At 69.7% G+C, this 16929-nt stretch carries 17 protein-coding genes; 11 read left to right on the forward strand and 6 right to left on the reverse strand.

Translation table 11 applies throughout. From position 1 onward, the window contains the following. Positions 1-212: 212 nt before the first annotated feature. From ACLQ2T_RS10155 to ACLQ2T_RS10165, 3 genes are read left to right on the forward strand one after another with little or no spacing between them, the layout of a single operon-like run. Positions 213-1874: a glycosyltransferase family 2 protein gene (locus ACLQ2T_RS10155; RefSeq protein WP_425765733.1), complete on the forward strand. Its 1662-nt coding sequence runs from the start codon at positions 213-215 to the stop codon at positions 1872-1874. Further along, positions 1871-2890: a glycoside hydrolase family 26 protein gene (locus tag ACLQ2T_RS10160; protein WP_425765734.1), complete on the forward strand. Its 1020-nt coding sequence runs from the start codon at positions 1871-1873 to the stop codon at positions 2888-2890. Before ACLQ2T_RS10155 ends, ACLQ2T_RS10160 begins: the two co-directional genes overlap by 4 nt. Before the next feature lie 4 nt (positions 2891-2894). Continuing rightward, entirely contained in the window at positions 2895-4451 is a 1557-nt protein-coding gene (locus tag ACLQ2T_RS10165) for a glycosyltransferase family 39 protein (RefSeq protein WP_425765735.1), read from the forward strand. On the opposite strand, the gene ACLQ2T_RS10170 is transcribed toward ACLQ2T_RS10165, so the two are convergent. Further along, complete coding sequence (locus ACLQ2T_RS10170) at positions 4435-5880, reverse strand: glycosyltransferase family 39 protein (RefSeq protein ID WP_425765926.1); 1446 nt, start codon at positions 5878-5880, stop codon at positions 4435-4437. The two genes, ACLQ2T_RS10165 and ACLQ2T_RS10170, sit on opposite strands and share 17 nt — an antisense overlap. A 446-nt stretch (positions 5881-6326) precedes the next feature. On the opposite strand from ACLQ2T_RS10170, the gene ACLQ2T_RS10175 reads away from it, so the two are divergent. From ACLQ2T_RS10175 to ACLQ2T_RS10190, 4 genes are read left to right on the forward strand one after another with little or no spacing between them, the layout of a single operon-like run. Further along, positions 6327-8039, forward strand: coding sequence for a nitrite/sulfite reductase (locus ACLQ2T_RS10175; RefSeq protein WP_425765736.1), 1713 nt, complete (start codon positions 6327-6329; stop codon positions 8037-8039). Between the two features lie 13 nt (positions 8040-8052). Further along, complete coding sequence (locus ACLQ2T_RS10180) at positions 8053-8214, forward strand: hypothetical protein (protein WP_327024228.1); 162 nt, start codon at positions 8053-8055, stop codon at positions 8212-8214. After that, complete coding sequence (locus ACLQ2T_RS10185) at positions 8211-8972, forward strand: phosphoadenylyl-sulfate reductase (protein WP_425765737.1); 762 nt, start codon at positions 8211-8213, stop codon at positions 8970-8972. The genes ACLQ2T_RS10180 and ACLQ2T_RS10185 overlap by 4 nt, the downstream gene beginning before the upstream one ends. Beyond that, positions 8954-9775 (forward strand): sirohydrochlorin chelatase, encoded by an 822-nt coding sequence (locus ACLQ2T_RS10190; protein ID WP_425765738.1) that lies wholly within the window; start codon positions 8954-8956, stop codon positions 9773-9775. Before ACLQ2T_RS10185 ends, ACLQ2T_RS10190 begins: the two co-directional genes overlap by 19 nt. Before the next feature lie 138 nt (positions 9776-9913). On the opposite strand, the gene ACLQ2T_RS10195 is transcribed toward ACLQ2T_RS10190, so the two are convergent. Both ACLQ2T_RS10195 and ACLQ2T_RS10200 read right to left on the reverse strand, forming a co-directional pair. Then, positions 9914-10171 carry a WhiB family transcriptional regulator gene (locus ACLQ2T_RS10195; protein WP_007072794.1) on the reverse strand — a complete coding sequence of 86 codons (258 nt, stop codon included), beginning with the start codon at positions 10169-10171 and terminating at the stop codon, positions 9914-9916. Positions 10172-10614: 443 nt separating this feature from the next. Next, positions 10615-11559 (reverse strand): diacylglycerol/lipid kinase family protein, encoded by a 945-nt coding sequence (locus tag ACLQ2T_RS10200; protein ID WP_425765739.1) that lies wholly within the window; start codon positions 11557-11559, stop codon positions 10615-10617. Positions 11560-11601: 42 nt separating this feature from the next. Here ACLQ2T_RS10200 and ACLQ2T_RS10205 point away from each other — a divergent pair, with 42 nt between their 5' ends. Beyond that, positions 11602-11991 carry a hypothetical protein gene (locus tag ACLQ2T_RS10205; RefSeq protein WP_425765740.1) on the forward strand — a complete coding sequence of 130 codons (390 nt, stop codon included), beginning with the start codon at positions 11602-11604 and terminating at the stop codon, positions 11989-11991. A 7-nt stretch (positions 11992-11998) separates the two neighbouring features. Here the strand turns inward: ACLQ2T_RS10205 and ACLQ2T_RS10210 are convergent, their stop codons facing one another. Beyond that, the gene (locus ACLQ2T_RS10210) at positions 11999-12406 is read right to left on the reverse strand and encodes an anti-sigma regulatory factor (protein WP_327024232.1); all 408 of its coding nucleotides are present in this window, start codon (positions 12404-12406) and stop codon (positions 11999-12001) included. 209 nt (positions 12407-12615) lie between these two features. Then, entirely contained in the window at positions 12616-13020 is a 405-nt protein-coding gene (gene sodN, locus ACLQ2T_RS10215; RefSeq protein ID WP_327024233.1) for a superoxide dismutase, Ni, read from the reverse strand. Positions 13021-13105: 85 nt separating this feature from the next. Between sodN and ACLQ2T_RS10220 the strand changes: the two genes are divergently transcribed. The 3 genes from ACLQ2T_RS10220 (at position 13106) to ACLQ2T_RS10230 (ending at position 15795) form a co-directional block, all read left to right on the forward strand. Continuing rightward, a complete protein-coding gene (locus tag ACLQ2T_RS10220; protein WP_425765741.1) occupies positions 13106-13438 on the forward strand; it encodes a S26 family signal peptidase in 333 nt (110 codons plus the stop codon). A gap of 139 nt (positions 13439-13577) precedes the next feature. Beyond that, positions 13578-14756: an NAD(P)-dependent malic enzyme gene (locus ACLQ2T_RS10225; protein ID WP_425765742.1), complete on the forward strand. Its 1179-nt coding sequence runs from the start codon at positions 13578-13580 to the stop codon at positions 14754-14756. Positions 14757-14832: 76 nt separating this feature from the next. After that, the gene (locus ACLQ2T_RS10230) at positions 14833-15795 is read left to right on the forward strand and encodes a zinc-binding dehydrogenase (RefSeq protein ID WP_425765743.1); all 963 of its coding nucleotides are present in this window, start codon (positions 14833-14835) and stop codon (positions 15793-15795) included. Positions 15796-15867: 72 nt separating this feature from the next. Here the strand turns inward: ACLQ2T_RS10230 and ACLQ2T_RS10235 are convergent, their stop codons facing one another. Then, positions 15868-16851: an alpha/beta hydrolase family protein gene (locus ACLQ2T_RS10235; RefSeq protein ID WP_425765744.1), complete on the reverse strand. Its 984-nt coding sequence runs from the start codon at positions 16849-16851 to the stop codon at positions 15868-15870. Positions 16852-16929: the final 78 nt, after the last annotated feature.

Genomic DNA, 16929 nt, shown 5'->3' on the forward strand with positions numbered 1-16929 from the left:
GACCGGGATGGGGTGGATCGGTGTCTGCTCTATCACGATCGGTGGCATTGATGCCCGGCCGTGTTGACACCCGCCGGGCTTTCTTGAAAACGTTTCGGACGACCATCGACGGGCACGGTCGTCCGCCGTGCTCGACTTCCTTGACACCGGCACACCGATCGGCCACCACCTTTCGGCAAGATCGTGGCTGTCTGGAGAACGGGGATACGGGGATGAGTTCACCGCCGGTTGCGGACCGGCCGCCGGCCGTTGTCGATCCGACCGCCGAGTTACGGGTACCACGGCAGCTGACCAGCAGGTGGACACCGCGCTCGAACGACGAACTTCGCCAGCAGCGGCCCGCGTACGCGCCGGTGCCGTTGCCGCCGACGGACGAGGAGCTCTACTCGTACCGCAGGCGTCGGCTGCCCGGCCTGATGGTGCCGTCGCTGATCAGCTTCGCCTGTCTGATCACCAGCCAGATGCTGTTCGTCCGGCTCACTCCGTGGCTGTGGCTGCTGGCCCCACTGCTGTTCTTCACGGTCGTCTACTACGTCATCTCGCTGTGGGTCAACGCCTTCACCCCCGGCTTCGACATGGAGCGGCACAAGCGGCTGGTGCGCGAGTGGCGGCCACAGCGCTATCCGACCGTGGACGTCTTCCTGCCGGTCTGCGGTGAGCCGCCGCACGTGCTGCGCAACACCTGGGAGCACGTGCGCGCCATGCAGCGGCACTACCAGGGCAATGTGGTCGTGTACGTGCTGGACGACTCGCCCACCGAGGCCATGGAGCGGATGTCCCTGGCCTTCGGCTTCGTCTACCAGCGGCGGCCCAACCGGGGCTGGTTCAAGAAGGCCGGCAACATGCGGTACGCCTTCGAGCGCACCCTGGGCGACTTCATCCTGGTCCTGGACGCCGACTTCGTCCCGCGCAAGGACATGCTCAACCAGATGCTGCCCTGGTTCGACGCCGAACCGCGCGCCGGCATCGTGCAGTCCCCGCAGTACTTCCGGGTGCACAAGGGGCAGAGTTGGGTGGAACGGGGGGCCGGGGCGGTCCAGGAACTCTTCTACCGCTCGGTCCAGGTCTCCCGGCAGGCCCACGACTCGGCGATCTGTGTGGGTAGCTGCGCCATCTACCGTCGTACGGCCCTCAACTCGATCGGTGGCTCCACCCTGATCGAGCACTCCGAGGACGTACACACCGGTTTCGATCTGCGGATGCAGGGCTGGAACCTGCGCTACATCCCGGTGGTGCTGGCGGCCGGGCTCTGCCCGTCGGATGTCGACTCCTTCTTCACCCAGCAGTACCGCTGGTGCGCCGGCTCGATGAGCCTGATGGCCTCGCGCAAGTTCTGGCGCACCAAGCTGCGCTGGCGGGCTCGGCTCAGCTACATCTCGGGCTTCTGCTACTACCTGCACACCGGGCTGTTCACCTTCGTCGCGCCGATCATCCCGATCCTCATGCTGACCGTCTTCGCCGACCAGATCGCCCTGGCGAACTACATGTTGATCCTGCCCAGCGTGATCTACAACTTCGTCATCTTCCCGCTGTGGCATCGCGCCTCGTACCGGCTGGAAAGCTGGACCGTGAAGATGATCTACGGCTGGGCGCACGCCTACGCCATCATCGACATCATTCGGGGTCGACGGATGGGCTGGCAGCCCACCGGGGGAACCGCCAAGAAGAGCAAGACCAAGCGGCTCTGGACCGGGATGAAGGTCTGGACCGCCGGCAGCGGCCTGGTCTGGGTCGGACTCGCCGGGTGGCGGCTCGTCTCCGGAGCGGACCCGCTGATCTTCCTGCCGGCCTTCCTCAGCGGCGTCTTCTTCCTGCTGGTTGCGGCGCAGGCGCTCATGGTGGAGCCCGAGAAGGATGTCGAGGTGATCAGGTGAAGACCCGTCACCTGATCATCGGAGCTGTGCTGATCGCGCTGGCCGCGATCGAGTACGCCGTGGTGGCGAATCTGAACGTCACCCGCATGCTTGCCGGCGATGCCGCCATTCGACAGCAGAACAGCGCGGCGGTCGGTGCCGGACCGTCCGTGCTGCCGGTGTACGACCCCACGCACCTGCTCCGCCCTGAGGACGGCAAGTACCTGGGCGTGGCCATCGACGGGGCACCCCCGAAGATGCAACTGATCGAGACGTTCGCCAAGAAGACCGGCAAGAAGCCCAACGTGGTGACGCTCTACCTGAGCTTCGACGATGGGTTCGCGGCCGACGAGGTCAGGCAGATCTACGAGTACGGCGCGCTGCCGGCGGTGCGCTGGGAGCCGTTCGACGCGAAGCTGTCGGACATCGCCGCCGGCAGGTACGACGACTACATCAAGGAGTTCGCGGCAGGCGTCCGGAAGGTGAACCTGCCGATCATGCTCACCTTCGCCCACGAGATGAACGGCAACTGGTACTCGTGGGGCATGCGCCGCGAGGGGAACAAGGCCGCCCACTTCGTGGCCGCGTGGAAGCATCTCCACGGGCTGTTCGCCGAGGCCGACGCGACAAACGTCATCTGGGCCTGGACGCCGAACGTCATCAATCCGATGCCGGAGGTCAAGCTCAAGCCGCTCTACCCGGGCGACCGGTACGTCGACTGGATCGGCATCGACGGCTATTACACCCACCACGGGGCGAACACCTACGCCGCACTGTTCGGGCCGACAATGAAGCAGATCCGAGGCTTCACCGACAAGCCCTTCCTGATCGTGGAGACTGCGGCCGAGCCGGGCAGCCTACGATCCAGATGGATCGCCGACCTCTTCACCGGGGTGGCCAAGGACCCTGAAGTCATCGGGTTCGTCTTCTTCAACAACGACGGCTCGGCCAAGTGGAACATCGACCGTGACGAGGCGGCGATCCGGGCGTTTCGGCAGCAGGCGAAGAACGCCACCTACGGCTTTCCGGTGAGGTGAGCGGATGATGTCGAATCAGGTTCTCCTCTCCGGCAGGCCGACCAGTGGCACTGCCGCCGACAGCCCGGCGCAGGGGCGTGCGGAAAAGGCCTCCCCGGGCCGCCACACCGGGTGGCTGGCGCTGCTGCCGGCGCTCGCGGCGTTCACCGTCGGCTATCAAGGTGCCGCCGATCGGCAGATGTGGAACAACGAGTACGCCACCTGGCACGCCGCCGTGCTGGGTACCGCGGACCTGCGGCACCTGCTCTCCAACACCGACCTGGTGCACCTCGGCTACCTCATGATCGTGCGGGGCTGGATCCAACTGGTCGGCGACGAGCCGCTGGCGATGCGGCTGCCCTCGTTGGCGGCGATGACGATCGCTGCGGCGGCCACCACACTGATCGGTCGCCGGTTGGCGGGTACCGGTCCGGGGCTGGTGGCTGGTCTGATCTTCGTGCTCATCCCTTCGGTGAGCAGGTACGCGCAGGAGGCCAGGTCGTACGCGCTGGTGACCATGGCGGCCACCCTCGCGACCCTGCTGCTGTTGCGGGCGCTGGAGAAGCCGGTACGCGGTCGCTGGGTGCTCTACCTGTTGGCCGTCGCCCTGATGGGCTGGCTGCACTTCGTGTCGTTCCTGGTGCTCGCCGCCCACCTGCTGATGATGCTGCGCGGCACTGTCGACCGAGACGACAACCGCCGATACCAGTGGTTCGGTTATGTCGGTGGTGCCGGCCTGTTGGTTCTGCCGTTGCTGACGGTCGCCTCCGGTCAGTCCGCCTCGATCTCGTGGATCAAGGCCGATCTCGACGCCGTGTTGCGCTTTCCGAGCGACCTGTTCCTGTCTAGCCGGGGGATGGCGGCGGTGGTCGGACTCGGCGCGATCGGCGCGCTGGTGGCCTGGCGTACCGGTAACCGGATGCTTCCCGCACTGCTGACCTGGGCGTTGCTGCCGCCGATCTTCGCTTATGTGACCTTCGACGTACTGCACCTCTTCCTGCCGCGGTACGTGCTGTTCACCCTGCCGGCATGGGCCATCCTGGCCGCGATCGGCGTCTGTTCCGTGGCGCGGTTGTTGCCTCGGTCCACCACCGCCTGGAGTTGGCTGCTGCCCGCGATGCTGGTGCTGCCGGGCCTGGCCTACCTGGTCCTACCCGACCACCGGGTGGTGCGGGCAAGCCCGGTCGCCGGCCAGCCGGACTACCAGGGTGCCATCGATGCGATACGGCGGGACATGCAGCCGGGTGACGGACTGGCCTACAACGATGTCTTCGGCAAGCTCTCCGACCTCGCCCGGGAGGCGGTCGACTACGAGATGCGCAACGATGTGAAGCCTCGCGATGTCTTTCTCGCCGTCACCTCCGTCGACCGCGGCTCGTACTCTGCTTCCGAGTGCGAGGACAAGGATTCGGCCGCTTGCCTGCGCGACACGGACCGGATCTGGCTGATCAGCACGACCTACTCGTCGGATCCGTTGGAAGGGCTGCCGCCGCAGCGCGCCGGACTGCTGCGCAAATTCGAGGTGATCCAGGACGATCAGTTCGAGGGCGTACGCCTGGTCCTGCTCAGTCGGAGCGACTGAGTAGGGCGACCGTTAGGCCGGAGCGGGACCAGAGCCGCTGGACCGTGTAGGCGGTGCGCAGCGCCTCCCCCTTGGCGCCGGTGACGGTGGCCAGCGGGTGGTCGCCGTGCCCGGCGACCACCAGCCAGACCCGGTCCGCCTCGGCCAGGCAGGCGGCCGGGTGGTCGCACTCGGTGGCCCACAGGTCTCCCCGGTCCTGCTGCCCCTGCGCCAGCAGCGCGTCGCGGGGGGCCTGCCCGCGCAGGTGGTAGCGCATGCCCAGGTCGAGGAAGAGCCAGCCGTCGCGGGGGTGGTAGACCACCGCGTCACCGGCCTGTCGACCGGCGGCGATGATCTGGGCCGCCCCCTGGTAGTCGACCGTGGCGGTGCGGGGCCACTCGTGGGTACGACGCAGGGCCACATGGTCCGGCAGCCCCAGCAGCCCGGCCAGGGCCACCACGACGAGGGCGACCCTGAGGCGCGCCGAGGCCAACGCGGCGCCGGCCAGCAGACAACCGAAGGGCACCACGAAGATCAGGTAGCGGGGCACCCACAGCGGGACCATCAACCCGGCGGTGAACAGCAGCAGCACCGGCAACAGCAGGCAGGTCATCGGGATCGAGGCCCGTCGGCCGAGTCGTCCGGCGCCGAGAGCCGCCAGGGCCACCAGCAGCCCGCCCACCGCCGCGGTCTGCGCCAGCCCGCCGGGCAGCGCGGCCAGGTCCCCGAGTCGGGCGGTGTCCACCCAGTCCAGTTGACGCTCCCGCTGTTCCCGGGCGCGCAGAGCCAGCGGGGTGACCAGCAGGACCGTCGGCACCAGCGCCACCGGGAAGGACCCGACCTGCCCGAACCAGCCTGCCCGACCCCTACCTGGCGGGGCGTGTTCGGCCCGGCCCGGGGCGTGTTCGGCCCGGCCCGGGGTGGCGGTTCGCGCCCGGTAGGTGAGCACCACGACGACGTGCGCGGCGATGAGGGTCAAGGCGATCAGGTGGGTCAGCCCGAGCGCGGCCGTCACCAGGGCGTACCCCACCCACCGACCCCGGCTGGGCCGGCGCAGGGCGTCGACCAGCAGCAGGGTGCTCCAGACGGCCAGGAAGGTGGCCAGGGCGTACGGTCGGGCCTCCTGGCCGTACCGGGCGGTGGCCGGCAGCACCGCGAACAGCAGGCCGGCGAGGAGGCCGACCCGGGTGTTCCACAGCCGTTGACCGAGTACGGCGGTCAGCCCCGCGGCTGCCGTCATCGCCAACGCGGACGGCAGCCGCAGGGCGGCCACCGTGTCCCCGACGACCAGCAGCCAGAAGTGCATCAGCAGGTAGTACGGAACGGTGGCGGCGTCGATGCTGTCGGCCAGCCGGAGCAGACCGGGCACCGACCGGGTGGCGGCGCTCCAGGTAGCCAACTCGTCCCGCCAAAGCTGGGCGGCGTCCAGCCCGACCAGGGTGACGATCATGGTGAGGGTCGCCGGTAGCAGCCAGACCGGTAGGAAGCGCGGATACCACCCGGTGAGTCCTACGCCCGCCCTGGTGGCCGGGATCGACCTATCGGACAAATCCCCCATGATGCGAGCCTGCCACACCTTGGTGTCCGTCGGTGGCGGCAGCGAACGCCCGTGATGTGGGAACCCGCGCGGGCTCATTGGCCGGCCTGTCGCAGGTGTGGCAGCATGACAGTCATGACTGCCGCCGTGGTACGCCGCTTCGTGGCTCGCCGCCACGTCGATTACGGCCGCGTGCGCAGCGCCATCTGTCCGGCCCACTGACGACGCCCGACCATTCTGCCTCGGGTACGCAGCAGCGAGCCGGCCGCCCTAGACACCGTTGTCCACGGCCCTGATGAGAGCCGGGCGTCACGTTTGCGTATCCGATCGAGGCACCGCAAACAACGGAGGACGCCGCGATGGCGGTCAGCGACATTCCGGCCCGCACGGGGAACCTATCGGCGCGCCCGCCGCGGGCACCGCGCCGTGCCCGCGGTGAGGGTCAGTGGGCACTCGGACACCGCGAGCCGCTCAACCCCAACGAGCGGACCAAGAAGGACGACGACCCGCTGAACGTGCGGGACCGGATCGAGAACATCTACGCCCATCGTGGTTTCGCCTCCATCGATCCGCAGGACCTTCGTGGTCGGTTCCGCTGGTGGGGTCTCTACACTCAGCGTAAGGCAGGAATCGACGGAGGTCGTACCGCTGTCTTGGAACCGCATGAGCTGGAAGACGAATACTTCATGCTCAGGGTGCGGGTCGACGGTGGTCAACTCGACCTGGCCCAGCTGCGGACGATCGCCGAGATCTCGCGGGAATTCGCCCGGGACACCGCCGACATCACCGACCGGCAGAACATCCAGTACCACTGGATCCGGGTCGAGGACATGCCGGAGATCTGGCGGCGGCTGGAGGCGGTGGGCCTGCAGACCACGGAGGCCTGCGGCGACTGCCCCCGCATCGTGCTCGGCAGCCCGGTCGCCGGGGTGGCCGAGGCGGAACTGGTCGACCCCACCTCCGCGATCGACGAGATCGTGCGGCGGTACGTGGGGGACAAGCAGTACTCCAACCTGCCGCGCAAGTTCAAGTCCTCGATCTCCTGGCTGGTGGACACCCCGTACGAGGCCAACGACATCGCCTTCCTCGGGGTGGACCACCCCGAGCACGGCCCCGGCTTCGACGTGTGGGTCGGCGGGGGATTGTCCACCAACCCGATGCTGGCCCAACGGCTCGGCGTGTGGGTGCCGCTCGGCGAGGTGCCGGACGTCTGGGCCGCAGTGGTCGGCATCTTCCGCGACTACGGCTACCGCCGACTGCGCCACCGGGCCCGGTTGAAGTTCCTCGTCGCCGACTGGGGGGTGGCGAAGTTCCGCGAGGTGCTGGAGAAGGAGTACCTGGGCCGGACCCTGCTCGACGGACCCGCCCCGGTGCTGCCGGACAAGCCGATCGACCACATCGGCGTACACCCCCAGCGGGACGGCCGGCACTACGTCGGCGCCGCCCCGGTGGTCGGGCGGGTCTCCGGCACCCAGCTGGCCCAACTGGCGGACGTGGTGCAGGCCCACGGCAGCGACCGGGTCCGGCTGACGCCGTACCAGAAGCTGCTGGTGCTCGACGTGCCGCCGGAGCGGACGGAGTCACTGGTCGCGGGCCTGCGGGAGATCGGCCTGGAGGCCCGACCCTCGGCCTGGCGGCGCGGCACCATGGCCTGCACCGGCATCGAATACTGCAAGCTGGCCATCGTCGAGACCAAGGCGCGGGGCGAGGAACTGGTGGCCCGGCTGGAACAGCGGCTGCGCGACTTCGACGCGGACATCTCCATCCACATCAACGGCTGCCCGAACGCCTGCGCCCGCACCCAGGTCGCCGACATCGGCCTCAAGGGGCAACTGGTCACCGGGCCGGACGGCCGTCAGGTGGAGGGCTTCCAGGTGCACCTGGGCGGTGGGCTGGGCATGGCCGAGGGGCAGACCGCCGGCTTCGGACGCAAGCTGCGCGGCCTGAAGACCACCGCGGACGAACTTCCCGAGTACGTCGAGCGGCTGGCCCGGCGCTATCTGGCCGGCCGCACCGAGGGCGAGACCTTCGCCAACTGGGTGATCAGGGTCGACGAGGAGCAACTGCGATGAGCGAGGTGACGCGATGAGCAGCGAGACCCGTGCCGCACCGTTGTACTGCCCGTACTGCGGCGAGGAGGACCTGCGGCCCAGCGAGACCGGGCACGGCGCCTGGGAGTGCCACGCCTGCGCCCGGGTGTTCACCGTCCGGTTCACCGGCCTGCTCTCCCAGGCGGTGCAACGATGAGCGCCCTGGTCTCCGCCGCCGGCCTGGGGCTGGTCAACACCGCACCCACCCCGACCGGCGGCGGGCGACATACTCCCGATCAACTGCGCACCCTGGCCGAGCGTGCCGGGCGGGAGTTGGAGGGCGCGCCAGCCCTGGAGATCGCCCGCTGGGCTGCGGAAACCTTCGGGGACCGGTTCTGCGTGACCAGTTCGATGGCCGACGCGGTGCTCGCCCACCTGGTGTCCCGGGTGGCGCCCGGGGTGGACGTGGTCTTCCTGGACACCGGCCTGCACTTCCCGGAGACCCTGGCCGTCCGGGACGCGGTGGCCCGCAGGCTGCCGGTCACCGTCCGCTCCATCCGCCCCCGGCTCACCGTGGGTCAGCAGGACGGCGAGTACGGCCCACGACTGTTCAACAAGTCACCGGACGAGTGCTGCCGGTTACGCAAGGTGGAGCCGCTGGAGCGGGCGCTGGCCGGCTACGACGCCTGGGCCGCCGGGCTGCGGCGGGACGAGTCACCGACCCGGGCCAACACCCCGGTGGTGACCTTCGACGCCCGCCGAGGCAAGGTCAAGGTCAACCCGATCGCGGCCTGGAGCCAGGCGGACGTCGACGCGTACATCGCCCGATGGAACGTACCGGTCAACGAGCTGTTCCGGCGCGGCTACGGCTCCATCGGCTGCTGGCCGTGCACCCGGCGGACGAAGGTCGGTGAGGATCCCCGGGCCGGCCGCTGGGCGATGTTCGAGAAGACCGAGTGCGGGCTGCACCTCTGACCCACAGGCCAGAGCCCGCCGACCGGGCCCGACCCGCCGAGCCGGCGGGTCGGGTCGAGGTTCACGGGGCGGACCCGGTGCTCCTGGTCGCCCACGGTAGTCGTGATCCCCGGGCTGCCGAGGCGACCCGGGCGCTGGCCCGGGCGGTCTCGGTCGCCCGGCCCGGCGTGCCGGTGCTGGCCAGCTGGCTGGACCACACCCAGCCCGATCCCACCGAGGCGTTGCGTGAGCTGACCGCCGCCGGGCACCCTCGGGCGATCCTGGTGCCGCTGCTGCTCACCGCCGCCTACCACCGGCGGGTGGACATCCCCACGGCGGTGGAGGCTGCGCAGCGGTCCGGGCTGCCGATCCGGGTAGACATCACCGATGTGCTCGGCCCAGTAGGTGACCAGGTGGATCCGGCGCTGCTGGCCGCGCTGCGGCGGCGACTGGAGGAGGCGGATCCGGCCCGGTTCGACGCGCTGGTGCTGGCGGCGGCAGGCACCCGGGATCCCGCCGCACGCGCCTCCGTGGGCCGGGTGGCCCAGGCCCTCGGTGCGTCGCTCGGCACCCCGACCAGGGTCTCGTACGCCTCCGCAGCGCCCCCGACCGTCAGCACGGCGGTACGGCGATTCCAACAGCGCGGCGCGCAACGGGTAGCCGTAGCTTCGTACTTCCTGGCCCCCGGCCTGTTCCACGACGCAGTAAAGACCGCCGCCCAAGCCGCCGGCGCCGTAGCCGTCTCCGCCCCCCTGACCGACACCCCCGACCTGGTCAACCTAATCCTCCACCGCCTCACCCACCCACCCCAAGGCCCGCGTTGACCATGAGCTTGGCGGCAGTCGTTGATCCCTGAGCTGCCGCCAAGCTCATGGTCAACGCGGAGAGGGTGGGAGAGGCGGGGTGGGGTGCAGGACGCCCCGGCGGGCGCGGGGCCGGCCGGGGCGTTCTGTGTGTGTAGGTCAGGCGGAGTGAGCGCGCAGCACCCGGAGACCACCGCGACGCTTGACGGCGCGCCGTTCCTCCTCGCTCATCCCGCCCCAGACGCCAGCGTCCTGACCGGACTCCAGCGCCCACTGCAGGCACTGGTCGGTCACGGAGCAGCGCCGGCAGACGGCCTTGGCCTGCTCGACCTGCAGGAGAGCCGGACCGGACGTCCCGATCGGGAAGAACAGCTCCGGGTCCTCGTCGCGGCAGACAGCATGGTGACGCCAGTCCATGGCGGCAACACTCCTCATTCTGGATGGGTGGCAGATATTGCTGTTGGTGCTTTTCCTATATGCATCCGCAATGCCTATGGTGACGGTTCGCAACCATCAATTCAGCATTGCGTGAGCAGGCTGCTAGCCCCAGGACCTGCTGGAACGCTCAGGCTCGCCGAGCGCGTCCAGGCAATGTCCCGGTAACTCAAGTTCGCTTGTGAATACTTTCACGAACTTACGCAATGTCAAGGGTGACGCTCAGAAAAAACTCCGCGCGGTGAGCAAGCCCACAGCCCTTTTGTCCGAGTTCTAGATCACTCCAGTTACCCGGCTTACCACAGTCAAGAATCAATATAGTACAGTCCGCCGGACAATGCAGGCATTTCCGGCATCGGTTCGGGGTGTCGCGGTCGTCACGCCCTGGTCCGCGCCGGCCAACGTCGCCTGCTGGAACCGGAGACCTAACAGATTACTCTGAGTGCGGCGGGAACGGAGGTGAATCTGACTTTTTCCCGCTCACCAAGATAGTCGCCATCGAGCTGGAATGCCTGCGGACGGCTCGCGACCAGCGTGAACTCCGCTACATCGTGGCGACGCAAAACTTGGCGACCCCGGGGATTGGGCGTGGCGGACAGCAGCTGCGTCACTGTCCGTGTCGTACTGGCAACGCCAAGCTGACGAAGTGCCAGCACGTCCAGCCCCAGATCGAACGAAGCCTCCGGGTTCGGGTTGGCCTCCCGGTCCCCGACGTACGTCCAGGGGGCGGTGTTCTGCACGATGATGCTCGCCAGATCACCCTCCGTCATCTCACCGGGCTGCTCCAGCCGGATCGCCGGGTGGCGCCGCTCGCTGCCGAAGAGGAACTGTGCGGTGAAAGCGCGGAAGTAGAGCCCCGGGGAGGAGACCCGGCCCCGGCGGCGGGCCTCCTCGACCCGGTGGATGACCGAGGCGTCGAGTCCGAAACCGGCGCAGAAGGTGAAGTAGCGGTCGTCGGCGAGGCCCAGGCCGACCGTCCGGCGCCGACCCAGCCGCAGCCCTTCCATGATCATGCTGGCGGCCTCCGCCCACTCCCGGGGCAGGCCCAGGGCCCGGGCGAAGACGTTGGTGGAGCCACCCGGCACGGTGGCCAGCGCGGGCAACCGCTCGGCGGTGGGCGGCTGCCCGTCGACACTGGTCGCCGACATCAGCCCGTTGACCACCTCGTTGACCGTGCCGTCACCACCGAGAGTGACCACCAGGTCGACTCCCTCGACGGCGGCCTCTCTGGCCAGCATGGTGGCGTGGCCACGCTGGCGGGTGTACCGCACGGAGAGGTCGACTTCGCTGCGCAGCGCTCGGACCAGTACGTCCCGCGCGCGCTCGCTGGTGGTAGTGGCCTTGGGATTGACCAGCAGGACGGCCCGCATGGGCGGCACTGTACCGCGCGACGGCCCGGGTATCGTGACCGCGTGACCATCGACTCCCACCCGACCCCCGTCACGCTCCGTTGGGCGGTCCGGCTGCTACGTGTCGAGGCGGTCGCCGTCGGGCTGGTCGCCGTCTGGCTGATCGTGGCCGACCTCACGGCCAGCACCACGGACCTGACCTCGGCGCTGTTGGTCACGGCCTTCGCCATCGGCGCCGCCCTCGCCCTCTGGGCCCTGGGCAGCGCGCTGGCACGTCATCGGTCCGGTGCCCGCGCTCCCGCCATCGTGCTCCAGCTCATGCTGCTGCCGATCGGCTGGTTCATGATCCAGGGAGGGCTGGGCTGGCTCGGGGTGCCGCTGATCGGGCTCGGGCTGGGGGTCACCTGGCTGCTGGTCAGCCCGCCCACGACCCGCGCCCTGGGGTTCGAGTAGCCGCCCCTCACCAACCCGAGGCGCGGCGGGTGAGCAGAGAGATGGTCGCCCGCCCGTCGGCTGCGGTCGCCGAGGCCGAGGTGGTCAGCGCGGTGAGCACCTTCCAGGCGAACGAGGACTCGGCCGGCAGCTTGGCGCCGCGTACGGTGGGCACGGTCACCTCGACGGTCAGCGCATCCTCGGTGACCGCGAAGCGGCAGTCGAGTTCGGCGTCACCGGGCGCGATGGCCAGCAGCATGGCGCAGGCCTCGTCGACGGCGATCCGGAGATCCTCGATCTCGTCGAGAGCGAACTGCAGACGGGCCGCAAGGCCGGCGGTGGCAGTACGCAGCACCCCGAGGTACCCGCCGTCGGCAGGCACGGTGAGGTGCACGATGTCGTCGTCGGTCGTTGATTGGCCGGTCAGTTGAGTCACCACTCATCCCCCCGGTCGGGGACTCTACCCGCTCAGCGTGCGAGACGGTGGATACACGTCACCATCGCCGGCTGCGGGGCGGCCGGACGGCCACCGTCCGACACCCGGTAGGCGGTGGGCCGCAGCCCCTGCGGCGCAGTGAGGCCTGGTCAAGACGACGGCGGCCGACCCGCCCCTGCCGGGGTGGGTCGGCCGCCGTGGCCGGGAACTCAGGCCTGCTTGGTCTCCCAGAAGATCTTCGAGATCTCCTCGATCTTCTGGAGCAGCTCGTCGGCCTTGGCCGGGTCGGTGGCACCCTTGGCCCCGGCCGCACCAGCCAGCTTGGTGGCCTCGTTGAACAACTGGTGCAGGTGCGGGTACTTCTCGAAGTGCGGGGGCTTGAAGTAGTCGGTCCACAGCACCCAGAGGTGGTGCTTGACCAGGTCGGCCCGCTGTTCCTTGATCAGGATGGCACGGGTCCGGAACTCCGGGTCGGTGTTGGCCTGGTACTTCTCACAGATCATTTTCACCGACTCGGCCTCGATCCGAGCCTGGGCGGGGTCATAGACCCCACAGGGCAGGTCGCAGTGCGCGCTGACGGTCACGCGGGGCGCGAGGATGCGTGCAAGTCGCATCAGGATCCTCCATAGGACGTTTGCGATGATCCAAGACGACATTACTCCTGGATGGGGTCCCCCAGACCGGTGGAGGTGAAACAGGGTGTCCGTGCCGCAACTGCGGTGGCCGCTGTCGCCCGTACTCGTGACCGGTCCCTCCATGTCACCGACCCTGCGGCACGGCGACGCGGTGCTGGTCCGCCGCGGCGGCCGGGAGATCCGCTCCGGCGACGTGGTGATCGCGGTCTTCCGCAGCCGCCCCGAGTTGCTGGTGGTCAAGCGCGCGGTCCGTCCGACCGACGGCGGGTGGTGGGTGTACGGCGACAACGACCTGGTCACGGACGACTCCCGGGCGTACGGGGTGGCCGACGTGATCGGTCGGGTGGTGGCCCGCTACTGGCCCCGCCCCGGACGGATACCACCCCGACCGTTATGACCCTGCCCACATACTGGGCCGGTTGACCGCACTATGCTCGGAAGCGCCCGGGTGACCCCCCGCACCACGCGCCGCCGCTCGTCGCTTCACCGTGTGTTCGACCGGCTGGCCTCTGCTCGCCAGATTCCCTGGAGTCACCATGCCTTCGCCCACCGTGGATCCTGCTGATCCCGTCTTCCAACTGCACCGGGGCGGCAAGATGTCCATCGCCTCGACCGTCCCGCTGACCACCCGGGACGACCTCTCCCTCGCGTACACCCCGGGTGTGGCCCGGGTCTGCGAGGCCATCGCCGCGGATCCCACCCTCACCCACGACTACACCTGGGTGTCGAACACCGTGGCGGTCGTCACCGACGGCTCCGCCGTACTCGGCCTCGGCAACATCGGCCCGCGCGCCGCGCTGCCGGTGATGGAGGGCAAGGCCGTGCTGTTCAAGCAGTTCGGCGGGGTCGACGCGATACCGGTCTGCCTGGACACCCAGGATGTCGACGAGATCGTCGCCGTGGTCAAGGCCCTGGCGCCCTCGTTCGGCGGAATCAACCTGGAGGACATCAGCGCACCCCGCTGCTTCGAGGTGGAACGCCGCCTCGACGAGGCGCTGGACATCCCGGTCTTCCACGACGACCAGCACGGTACGGCGATCGTCGTGCTGGCCGCCCTGCGCAACGCGGCCACCCTGCTCGACCGCAAGCTCGGCGATCTGCGGGTGGCGGTCAGTGGGGCGGGCGCGGCCGGGGTTGCGGTGACCAAGATGCTGGTGGCCGGGGGAGTGGACCCCGACCAGGTGGTGGTCTGCGACTCCCAGGGCATCATCTCCGCGTACCGCACCGGGCTGAGCGGCACCAAGGCGGAGCTGGCCGAGTTGACCAACGCCGACGGGCGGCAGGGCGACATCGCCGAGGCCCTGCGCGACGCGGATGTGCTGATCGGGGTCTCCGGTGGGCAGATCCCCGAGCAGGCGGTGGCCGCCATGGCGCCCGGCGGGATCGTCTTCGCGCTGGCCAACCCCACACCGGAGGTGCATCCGGAGGTGGCCGCCCGTCATGCGGCGGTGGTCGCCACCGGCCGTAGCGACTTCCCGAACCAGATCAACAACGTGCTGGCCTTCCCGGGGGTGTTCCGGGGTGCACTCGCGGCCCGGGCCACCCGGGTCACCGACGCGATGAAGGTCGCGGCGGCGGACGCCATCGCCTCGGTGGTGGCCGATTCGCTGACCCCGGAGGCGATCGTGCCCTCCCCGCTGGACCCGCGGGTCGCCCCTGCGGTGGCCGAGGCGGTCGCCGAAGCCGCCCGCCGCGACGGCGTCGCCCGCGCCTGAAGTGCGAGGACGGGGCCCTTCCTGACGCCCTGGGCGGCGGAAGGGCCCCTTCTGAACAGGCCGGCGGCTTGTTACCGTGCCGATCATGCGTGCCGCCTTCGCCTCCCGTTTCGACGACGCCGACCCCCTGGCCGCGCTCACCGTCGGTGAGCAGCCCGAGCCGAGCCTGCCCGACGAGGGCTGGGTGACCCTGCGGGTCACCGCCAGCTCGCTCAACCACCACGATCTGTGGTCGCTGCGTGGGGTGGGGCTACGCGCCGAACAACTGCCGATGATCCTCGGCTGCGATGCGGTGGGCATCGACCCGGACGGCAACGAGATGGTGGTCTACCCGGTCATCGCCACCCCGGGGGATCCGCGTGGCGTCTCCATCCTCTCCGAGCACTTCCCGGGCACCCTCGCCGAGCGGGTGGCCGTACCCCGGTCGAATCTGCTGCCGCTGCCGGCGGGGCTGACGGCCCTCGACGCGGCCTGCCTGCCGACGGCCTGGCTGACCGCGTGGCGGATGCTGACCACCAAGGGCCGCATCGACGAGGCCGAGGCCGTGCTGGTCCAGGGCGCCGGGGGTGGCGTGGCCACCGCGGCCATCGCACTCGCCACCGCCATGGGCAAACGGGTGTACGCGACCAGCCGCGACGCCGCCAAGCGGGAGCGGGTCGCCGCCCTGGGTGCGACCGCTGTCGAGCCGGGCGCACGACTGCCCGAGCGGGTCGACGTGGTGATCGAGACCGTCGGGGCGGCGACCTTCGACCACTCGCTGAAGTCCGCCGCCGTCGGGGCCCGGATCGTGGTCTGCGGCGCGACCGCCGGGCACGAGCCGAAGGTCAACCTGCGGCGGATCTTCGCCATGCAACTGGAGATCCTGGGCACCTCGATGGGTACGCCGGCCGACCTGGCCGACCTGCTCGCCTTCTGCGCCGAACGGAACGTGCGCCCGGTGGTCGACAGCGTGGTGCCGTTCAGCCGGGTCGCCGACGCCTTCGCCCGCCTGCACTCCAGCGAGGTCTTCGGCAAGGTCGTGATCGACCACACCCAGTGACGCACGGCGGGTGACCGGGTGTTGGAAGGGCCCTGCTCTACCGGAGGCGTTAGAAAGGGGCCCTTCCTTCGGTCACAGGTGGTCGTCGAGGGTGGCGATGTCGTCGCGGGCGGCGGCGGTGGCGATGCGCTCCTTGGCATCGGTGTCGCCGTAGAGGGTCCAGCGCAGGAACTCGATGGTGGTGTCGGCGACCACGCGCAGGGAGGTGCTGTCGCCCAGCAGGGACCGGCCGTGGTCGCCGCCGGGCAGACTCAGCATCGCCTTCGGCCAGGGCACCTTGTCGTACACCGCCTTGCCGGCCGCGTACTCCACCACCTCGTCGGCCTCACCGTGCACGAACAGTTGCGGTGCCGTCGCACCCGCGAAGGCGGTACCCACACCCAGCGCGGTGCCCGCGAAGACGATCCCGGCGGCCAGCCGCTCGTCCCTGCCGGTGGTGAACAGCCCGATCGTGGTCACCCCGCCCGCGGAGTGACCGGCGGCGGCCACCCGGTCGGTGGCCAGCCGGCCCCGCAACGGATCGCCGTCGCGGCTGCCCAGGGCGAGCACCTCGGTCAGCGCGTACGACACGTCGGCCGGCTGGTTGAGCACGTCGAGCACGTTGGGCCGCTCCGAACCGGAGGTGTGCGGAAAGGTCGGCGCGGCCACCACGAAACCGGTCGCCGCCCACCGGGTCAGCAACGCCTGATAATCCTTGGGCGAGGCGCTGAGGCCATGGCTGAACATGATTACCGGGAAGGGCCCCTCGGCTGCGCGGGCCGAGTTCGTCGGCTTTCCACCCGCCCGGCCGGTCGCCGGGTACCAGATGGTGATCGGCAGGGGTCGCTCGCCGTCGCGGTTGCGCTTCAACTGTCGTACCCCGACCGCGAAGGTGTCGGACGGCGCGGTTCCGGCGGGAATCGCCGGCGCCGAGGCGCTGGCTGACGGTGCCGGGGCGGCAGACGGGGTGACCGTCGTGTTCGCCTGTGGTGCGGACTCGGTACCGGCGGAACACCCCACCCCCACGCTGGCGACCAGCACACCGGCAACCAAAACAGAAACCCCACGACGCACCATGCCCCCGATTCTCCCTCCCCCACCCACCCCACCCACCCCCACCCACCCACCCCACCCGGATCCCCGCACCGGCCCCGC

This window comes from Micromonospora sp. DT229, assembly GCF_049844505.1.
Lineage (GTDB): Bacteria > Actinomycetota > Actinomycetes > Mycobacteriales > Micromonosporaceae > Micromonospora.